General features: G+C 40.0%; 7 protein-coding genes. All 7 read left to right on the forward strand.

Annotated elements, in window-relative coordinates:
- The first annotated feature begins 87 nt into the window (after positions 1-87).
- The 7 genes from Q0976_RS18605 (at position 88) to ttcA (ending at position 7,309) form a co-directional block, all read left to right on the forward strand.
- Positions 88-567: a FixH family protein gene (locus tag Q0976_RS18605; protein ID WP_299495373.1), complete on the forward strand. Its 480-nt coding sequence runs from the start codon at positions 88-90 to the stop codon at positions 565-567.
- Positions 568-571: 4 nt separating this feature from the next.
- Positions 572-2,995 (forward strand): heavy metal translocating P-type ATPase, encoded by a 2,424-nt coding sequence (locus Q0976_RS18610; protein ID WP_299495374.1) that lies wholly within the window; start codon positions 572-574, stop codon positions 2,993-2,995.
- Complete coding sequence (ccoS, locus tag Q0976_RS18615) at positions 2,992-3,213, forward strand: cbb3-type cytochrome oxidase assembly protein CcoS (protein WP_299495375.1); 222 nt, start codon at positions 2,992-2,994, stop codon at positions 3,211-3,213. Before Q0976_RS18610 ends, ccoS begins: the two co-directional genes overlap by 4 nt.
- Positions 3,206-3,931 carry a sulfite exporter TauE/SafE family protein gene (locus Q0976_RS18620; protein ID WP_299495376.1) on the forward strand — a complete coding sequence of 242 codons (726 nt, stop codon included), beginning with the start codon at positions 3,206-3,208 and terminating at the stop codon, positions 3,929-3,931. The genes ccoS and Q0976_RS18620 overlap by 8 nt, the downstream gene beginning before the upstream one ends.
- Positions 3,932-4,140: 209 nt before the next feature.
- Positions 4,141-4,881, forward strand: coding sequence for an FNR family transcription factor (locus tag Q0976_RS18625; RefSeq protein WP_299495377.1), 741 nt, complete (start codon positions 4,141-4,143; stop codon positions 4,879-4,881).
- 96 nt (positions 4,882-4,977) lie between these two features.
- Positions 4,978-5,910 (forward strand): universal stress protein UspE, encoded by a 933-nt coding sequence (uspE, locus tag Q0976_RS18630; RefSeq protein ID WP_299495378.1) that lies wholly within the window; start codon positions 4,978-4,980, stop codon positions 5,908-5,910.
- A 457-nt stretch (positions 5,911-6,367) separates the two neighbouring features.
- On the forward strand, positions 6,368-7,309 hold the full coding sequence (ttcA, locus tag Q0976_RS18635) for a tRNA 2-thiocytidine(32) synthetase TtcA (RefSeq protein WP_299495379.1): 942 nt from the start codon (positions 6,368-6,370) through the stop codon (positions 7,307-7,309).
- Positions 7,310-7,639 lie beyond the last annotated feature (330 nt).

The following is a 7,639-nucleotide window of genomic DNA, read 5'->3' on the forward strand; positions in this document are numbered from 1 at the left end:
AGCCATCTTTATTATCAATATGTTGCTTTATTTTAATTTTATTTTGAACATATGTTTATTTAATGTCGTTTTTAGAAGGATAGTATCATGTCATCACCACAAGCCTGGTATAAGCAGTTCTGGCCTTGGTTTTTAATTATTTTACCTTTATGCGCTGTTGTTGCGAGTATCAATTTACTGATGCTCGCCATCGATAATAAAGATCCCCTCGTATCGGATGACTACTATAAAGAAGGCAAAGCCATCAACTTAGATTTACGCAAAATTAAACAAGCACAAAAACTGGGAATGAACTACGCCCTTCGATTTGATGATGAATATGTCGAAATTAAACAAGAAGGTGGAGAGCACTATCTTGCAGCATTAAGTGTCGGTTTTTTTCATCCAACAATTGCGTCTAAAGATTTCAGTGAAATAGTGACCCCTGATGCAAATGGGATTTACCGTATTGAACTGGATCAAAATATCGCGGGTCCATGGGAAGTTCGGCTCGAAGGCTATGATCAATCTTGGCGTATTCAAAAGCGCTTAACACTTGTTGATGATTCTGATTACTGGTTGAATTAAGATTATGACACAGACTCGCTGTTATCATTGTGGTGAAGCCGTATTAGGCAATCCGTTATACACCCGTATTCAAAATAACGATGAAGCCATGTGCTGTCTCGGTTGCCAAGCAGTCTCAGCAGCGATTGTTGACGCGGGTCTGTTAAATTATTACCAATTTAGAACTCAGCCAGGCACACCACAACAAAGCCTCATCCCTACTGAATTATCTCAGTTTAGCGCATATGATTTACCAGAAGTACAAGAAGATTTTGTTTACCTGAAAAGTCAAAATATTAAGCAAGTCTCTCTGACACTTGAAGGGATCACTTGTGCTGCGTGTACTTGGCTGATTGAGCATAAGCTAAAGCAACTTTCGGGCATTGAAAGTGTCGCAGTGAATTCCACCACAGAGCGAGCCCTTATAGCCTGGGATCCTGAGCAACTTCAACTAAGTGATATTCTAAATCAAATAACTCATATTGGTTATCAAGCTTACCCTTTCCAAGTCGATGAACAAGAAATTAAAACCAAAAAAGAAAGTCGACAATTTTTATTGCGCTTAGGCCTTGCAGGTTTTGCCACTATGCAAGTCATGATGTTTGCCCTCGCCCTTTACTCTGGCTTTTTTACTGATTTAGACAATGAGTTTCGAGATTATTTTCGCTGGGTCAGTATGTTATTTGCCGCACCAGTTGTGTTTTACTCTGCGCAACCTTTTTATTTTAGTGCGATCCGCTCTCTTTTGATGGGGAGAGTCAATATGGATGTTTCTATCAGTATTGCGATTTGTGGGGCTTACATTGCCAGCTGTGTAGAAACCATCAATGGCAGTGGCGAAGTGTATTTTGAGTCCGTCTCCATGTTTACTTTCTTCCTATTGCTCGGGCGATATTTCGAACAAAACGCAAGGCAAAAAGCCTCTGTTAACGCCAGTAACTTACACAAGCTCACTCCCCTTACAGCAAATAAAGTTCACGACACGGGCGTGACAGAAATTCCTGCAAAACAGCTGGTGGTTGGTGATATTATTTTAATTAAGCCCGGTGACGTTGTCGCAGCAGATGGAAAAGTCATTGAAGGCTGCAGTAGTGTTAATGAATCCATGTTAACAGGCGAGCCACTGCCTATTATGAAAAAAAATGCCAGTATTGTTTATGCTGGCACCATTAATATGGATCATCCCCTCAACGTAGAAGTTACAGCGGTTGGACAGGCACAGTTAGTTGCCGATATTATTCGTTTGCAAGAAGTGGCGAGCCACAATAAACCTAAAATCGCTTTATATGCCGATAAGTTTTCTAACTATTTCACCGCAGGCGTCTTAATGATTGCTTGTTTGAGTTATCTTTTTTGGTCTTTTTATTCTCCTGCTGATGCGTTTTGGATCACACTGTCAGTGCTTGTTGCAACTTGCCCATGTGCCCTCGCTTTAGCAACCCCAACCGCTATCACTTGCAGTACATCCATTTTGACTCGAATGGGGATCATTAGCCGAAAAAATGATGTACTTGAAAAATTACCTTCACTTGAACACGTGGTTTTTGATAAAACAGGTACCCTCACATGCGGTGAGTTTTCTATTGAGGCTGTCTCACTTGTCACAACAGAGCACTTTGATGCAAATCAACAGGATATTTTAAATATTGCAGCTGCGTTAGAAGCCCACTCTTTACATCCCATAGCTTCAGCATTTCGCGCTTACCAGCAACATGATATTGTTGCGAGTCAATGCGAGAATAAAGTGGGTCAAGGGATCTCAGGTGTCGTCAATAATCAACACTATAAATTGGGCAGTGCTGAATTTGTGGGGGTTGATCATCAGCATGCAGCCTTATCGCAATTGAAAGTCAGTGAACACGGGCAAGTCATCTGGCTAAGTGAAAATAATCGCATTTTAGCCCATATTCAACTGAGCGATACATTACGCCCTGATTCAGTCAAGGCTATCAATCAATTACAAAAAATGGGTTGTAGCCTGAGTATAGCCACAGGAGATGACGGCCCTCATGTCAGTGAGTTAGCACAAAAATTGAATATTGCCGATATTCATCAAGGTTTAAAGCCACAACAAAAACTTGAACTGATCCATCAATTACAACAAAAAAAGCATGTCGCTATGTTTGGCGATGGGATCAATGATGCTCCCGTTTTGGCGGGGGCTTATCTGTCGATTGCAATGGGCAGTGGTGCCGCAATAACAAAAAACAGCGCTGATTTAATTTTACTGGGGGATCATCTCTCTCGGTTTGGTGATGCGATACGCATTGCGAAAAAAACCAAACGTATTATTCAACAAAACTTATGTTGGGCAATTGGGTATAATGTGCTTGTGATCCCACTGGCGTTATCGGGTCATCTCCTACCTTATGTCGCAGCACTGGGTATGTCAGCTAGCTCTCTCATTGTTGTGTTCAACAGTTTGCGATTATTAAAAGGTAAAATATGAGTATCATTTATGTCTTAATTCCCATTGCAATTATTTTTGTCATTATTGCAGTTTGTGTCTTTTTTTGGGCTGTCCGTTCCGATCAGTTTGATGATCTTGAGAAACAAAGCGTCTCTATTTTATTTGATGATGAACCCAGCACGGCCCACTCAGAGTCAAAAAGCCCCATTCAAAATCAGCATAAACCTCAAACAGAGAAGATCTCGCGTTATGAATGAGTATGGTATTGTCGGTGCTTTTATTGTCGGTCTCATGGGTGCGGCGCATTGTGTGGGCATGTGTGCCGGCATTGTTGGCGCCCTTTCTAGCCAACAAGCCTTACCCAACAAACCATTAACCGGATTAGCGCAACGCCAATCTGGAATGCCTTTTGCCAAACAATTAGCACTGGTGCTCAATTATAACCTCGGCCGAATAAGCAGTTATACTCTTGCTGGCGCTATGGTCGGTGGTTTTGCTAGTGGTCTAGGTGCGTTGTTTAATATCGATGCTTACCTGTTATTTTTACGTGCTCTCGCGGGTTTGATGATGATTGCCACTGGCTTATATATTGCTCAGTTTTGGGCTGGTGTGATGCAAATTGAGCATATAGGCAAATTTATTTGGCGTTGGCTTGCGCCTCTGGCACAAAAATTTATCCCCGTTGAAACGCCCCGCCAAGCCATTGCGGCAGGACTGCTTTGGGGCTGGTTACCCTGTGGTTTAGTGTATAGCACCCTCACTTGGTCAGTTGCGGCAAATTCGGCTCTAGAAGGCGGGCTGATTATGCTGGCCTTTGGGCTTGGTACCTTACCGGCTTTGCTTAGTATGGGCATGGCGGCAACCCAGCTTAGCTACTGGGTTCAACGCAAAGCAGTACGAAGAATAAGTGGTTTTATTTTAATCTTATTTGGCATACAAACCTTGTATATCGCTTTAGCTCAATATCAACATTAACATCATACCAATTTAATTAAATTGGTATAACTCCCTTTTTTCTATCGCTTTCATTCCTATTCATTCAAAATAGAGGCCTTAAGAAATGACTCAAGTCCTCTATTTTCTGGGTTGCTCTGTGTGTAGCGATCAACATCACACAATCCTTATAAAAAGTAGGGTAATATGAAATAATAAAGTCATATGACGAAATGTACGGATGTAAGTTCATGAAACCTGCTAATAATCAAGCCTGTCGAAAAACAACATCGACGCTGCATTGCCATGACTGTAGCATGGCTGAACTGTGTATACCTTTTAGTTTAAATCATCAAGAACTCGATTTACTTGATAATATTATTGAAAGAAAAAAGCCAATACATAAAGGTGAACAAATTATTAAAGCGGGCGAACCATTACGCTCTCTTTATGCTTTACGCTCGGGTACACTTAAGAGTTATACCATTACTGAACAAGGAGATGAACAAATAACAGGATTCCATCTCGCAGGTGATGTCATTGGTTTTGACAGTATTTATTCTGGTATTCATCAAAGTTTTTCACAAGCATTAGAAACCGCTATGGTATGTGAAATCCCTTACTCGACCTTAGATTCATTATCGGGTACGCTACCTAAACTGAGACAACAAGTCATGCGCTTAATGAGTAATGAAATCCAAAATGATCAGGAAATGATTTTGTTACTCAGTAAAAAGAATGCCGAAGAACGCTTGGCCACTTTCTTAAGCCAGTTGGCGAGACGTTTTAGTGAACGTGGATTTTCTCAAAAAGCTTATCGTTTAGTCATGACACGAGGTGATATTGGTAATTATCTTGGATTGACAGTTGAAACCATTAGTCGTCTCTTAGGGCGTTTTCAAAAAGCCAATATGATCCAAGTTCAAGGTAAAGATGTTAACATTATTGATTTTAATGCACTCAGTCAATTGGCGGGAAGTAATAAAAGCTAAGAGAAAAATGGATCTCACGCTGAGCTTTATCTACAGTAGTATCATTAATACCCTCTTTAAACACGCTATGAATGCGCAGATCAGAAGGAAAATGCTATGACGGAATATCACAAACTTCTCGTCGTTATCGATCCAACAACGGATACTCAAGCCGCTTTGGCCAGAGCCGTTGAGCTTTCCATTCCTAATAAAGCCAGTATTACTGTCTTTCTCTCTATTTATGACTTTTCTTATGAAATGACTTCTATTGTTTCTCATCAAGAAAGAGAAGCGATGAGAGCTGGGGTGATCAGTCAAAGAAAAGCTTGGCTAGAAGAAATACTCACTCATTATCGTCAAGAAGGCATCATTATTAATACCAATGTGGTTTGGCACAACCGCCCTTTTGAAAGTATTATTCTTTATGCCATTCAAGGAGAATATGATCTGATTATCAAAGGAACCCATGAACATGATAAATTTAAGTCTGTTATTTTCACTCCAACTGATTGGCATTTAATGCGCAAAGCCCCTGTGCCGGTATTATTGGTAAAAGATCATGATTGGCCCGTACAAGGTAAAATTTTATGCGCCATTAATGTTGGTTCTGAAGATGATGCACATCAAGCGCTCAATAATAAAATTGTTGAGCATGCCATTCAACTCGCCGCTCAATTTAATGCGCAGGTTCACTTGGTGAATGGCTATCCAGGCACGCCTGTCAATTTGGCCATAGAACTGCCAGACTTTGACAGCTACGCTTATACCGAAACATTACGCATGCAACATGAGCAAAGAGTCAATTTTCTTGCGAGTCATCATGCAATAGCGACCGATTGTTGCCATGTAGTAGAAGGATTAGCTGAAGATGTGATCCCAGATGTGGCTAAACAAATTGATGCTGAACTGGTCATCCTTGGCACCGTTGGGCGTACTGGTTTTTCAGCGGCACTGATAGGTAATACTGCAGAGCATGTCATTGATAGTTTAAATTGTGACTTATTAGCCATTAAGCCTGATGGCTATCGTTCGCCTTTAGCTGATGATTAACAAGCAATGAAAGTCGTGGAAAGTAAATAGCATGAAAAAGCTCATAATAACAATGGGCTTTAATCATTTTACCGCTCGAATATTAGAGATGTTATTAGTCATATACATCATAATTAAAGCATAAATGATGATTACAAAATCATTCAATAAACTGGCGATTCAAACAATAAAACGGCTGGTGGAATAATGAAATAAAAGCAAGCAGATAAGGAACAAGAATATCAAAATGCTTATAAAGACCAAATTAAAGACTTAAAAGCCTCAATAATACTTTAAGTTCATTTCATACATCAATAACGCTTACTCAATAAACAATCGGCTTAATAAGATTAACCACATAATGGGATGTTTTTTCTTTTCAGTGAAAAAAGTGAATCGAAAAAGCCATTAAGCTTTACCCTTAAGGTTGAAACTGGAATAATATGCGCCTTAAATTGACCGCAATGAAGTATGTTTTATGTCTGAAGAAAAATCACCCGAGCAAGTCACTCGAATGAACAAACTGCGTAAGCGTTTGCGCCGTGAAGTGGGTAGCGCTATTGCCGATTACACTATGATTGAGGATGGAGATACAGTCATGTGCTGCCTGTCTGGCGGAAAAGACAGCTATGCCATGCTCGACATTTTACTCAACTTACAAAAACGTGCTCCAATTAAATTTGATATTGTTGCTGTCAATTTAGATCAAAAACAACCTGGATTCCCAGAGGAGGTATTGCCTCGTTACCTTGACGCATTAAATGTGCCTTATCATATTTTAGAAAAAGACACTTATTCTATTGTCATGGATAAGGTACCAGAGGGTAAAACAACCTGCTCCTTGTGCTCACGTTTACGCCGTGGCACCTTATATGGATTTGCTCAAAAAATTGGTGCCACAAAAATTGCGCTTGGACATCATAGAGATGATATTATTGAGACCTTATTTTTGAATATGTTTTTTGGTGGTAAAATGAAAGCCATGCCGCCTAAACTATTATCTGATGATAAAGCAAACATGGTGATCCGTCCTCTTGCCTACTGCCGTGAAAAAGATATTGCAGAATATGCGAAGTTGAGCGAATTCCCTATCATTCCCTGTAATTTATGTGGTTCTCAAGAAAACCTTAAACGAGCTGCAGTTAAAGATATGCTCAAACAGTGGGATAAACAACATCCCGGCAGAATCGAAACCATTTTTACTGCCATGCAAAATACCGCTCCCTCTCAAGGGGTTGACCGTGAACAATTTGACTTTCAAGCCCTAAAACGAGATGAAACAGTCATTGCAACTGGCGATGTGGCCGAGGCTTCCTTACCCGCATTTGATTTTTTTGACGTGTCTAATAGTGGTCATATTGATCTTGATAGGTCTACTGCTGAACGCATTGATATCGTCAATACTTATTCCCCTAAATAATCATATCATTTCAACTAATAGCATCGTCTTTATTCCACAACTATAGGTGTATTTACTTCCAATAAACACACCTTTAGTGATTCAATCATTCAATACTTGCCACCTTGTGAACTACACTCAACTGGTCAATCATTGATTAACGGATCACCATGTTCAAAAGCTCTCAGCCCATCAACAGCGTATTCTCATTTTATGCAGTTTAGGTGGGTTACTCGAATTTTATGACTTTATTATTTCTGCTTTATTAGCCAGTTAAGTACCTGAGTATAAAATTACCAACAATTAGAATGATATTTGAGCGTTAGATTACCAATGACTGATGCTTGCATT

It is taken from the genome of uncultured Shewanella sp. (genome assembly GCF_947501665.1).
Lineage (GTDB): Bacteria > Pseudomonadota > Gammaproteobacteria > Enterobacterales > Shewanellaceae > Shewanella.

Excerpts from the sequence above, each read along its gene's own strand:
- Q0976_RS18605 (WP_299495373.1), top strand. The coding sequence starts at position 88 with ATGTCATCACCACAAGCCTGGTATAAGCAGTTCTGGCCTTGGTTTTTA.
- Q0976_RS18610 (WP_299495374.1), top strand. The coding sequence starts at position 572 with ATGACACAGACTCGCTGTTATCATTGTGGTGAAGCCGTATTAGGCAAT.
- ccoS (WP_299495375.1), top strand. The coding sequence starts at position 2,992 with ATGAGTATCATTTATGTCTTAATTCCCATTGCAATTATTTTTGTCATT.
- Q0976_RS18620 (WP_299495376.1), top strand. The coding sequence starts at position 3,206 with ATGAATGAGTATGGTATTGTCGGTGCTTTTATTGTCGGTCTCATGGGT.
- Q0976_RS18625 (WP_299495377.1), top strand. The coding sequence starts at position 4,141 with ATGAAACCTGCTAATAATCAAGCCTGTCGAAAAACAACATCGACGCTG.
- uspE (WP_299495378.1), top strand. The coding sequence starts at position 4,978 with ATGACGGAATATCACAAACTTCTCGTCGTTATCGATCCAACAACGGAT.
- ttcA (WP_299495379.1), top strand. The coding sequence starts at position 6,368 with ATGTCTGAAGAAAAATCACCCGAGCAAGTCACTCGAATGAACAAACTG.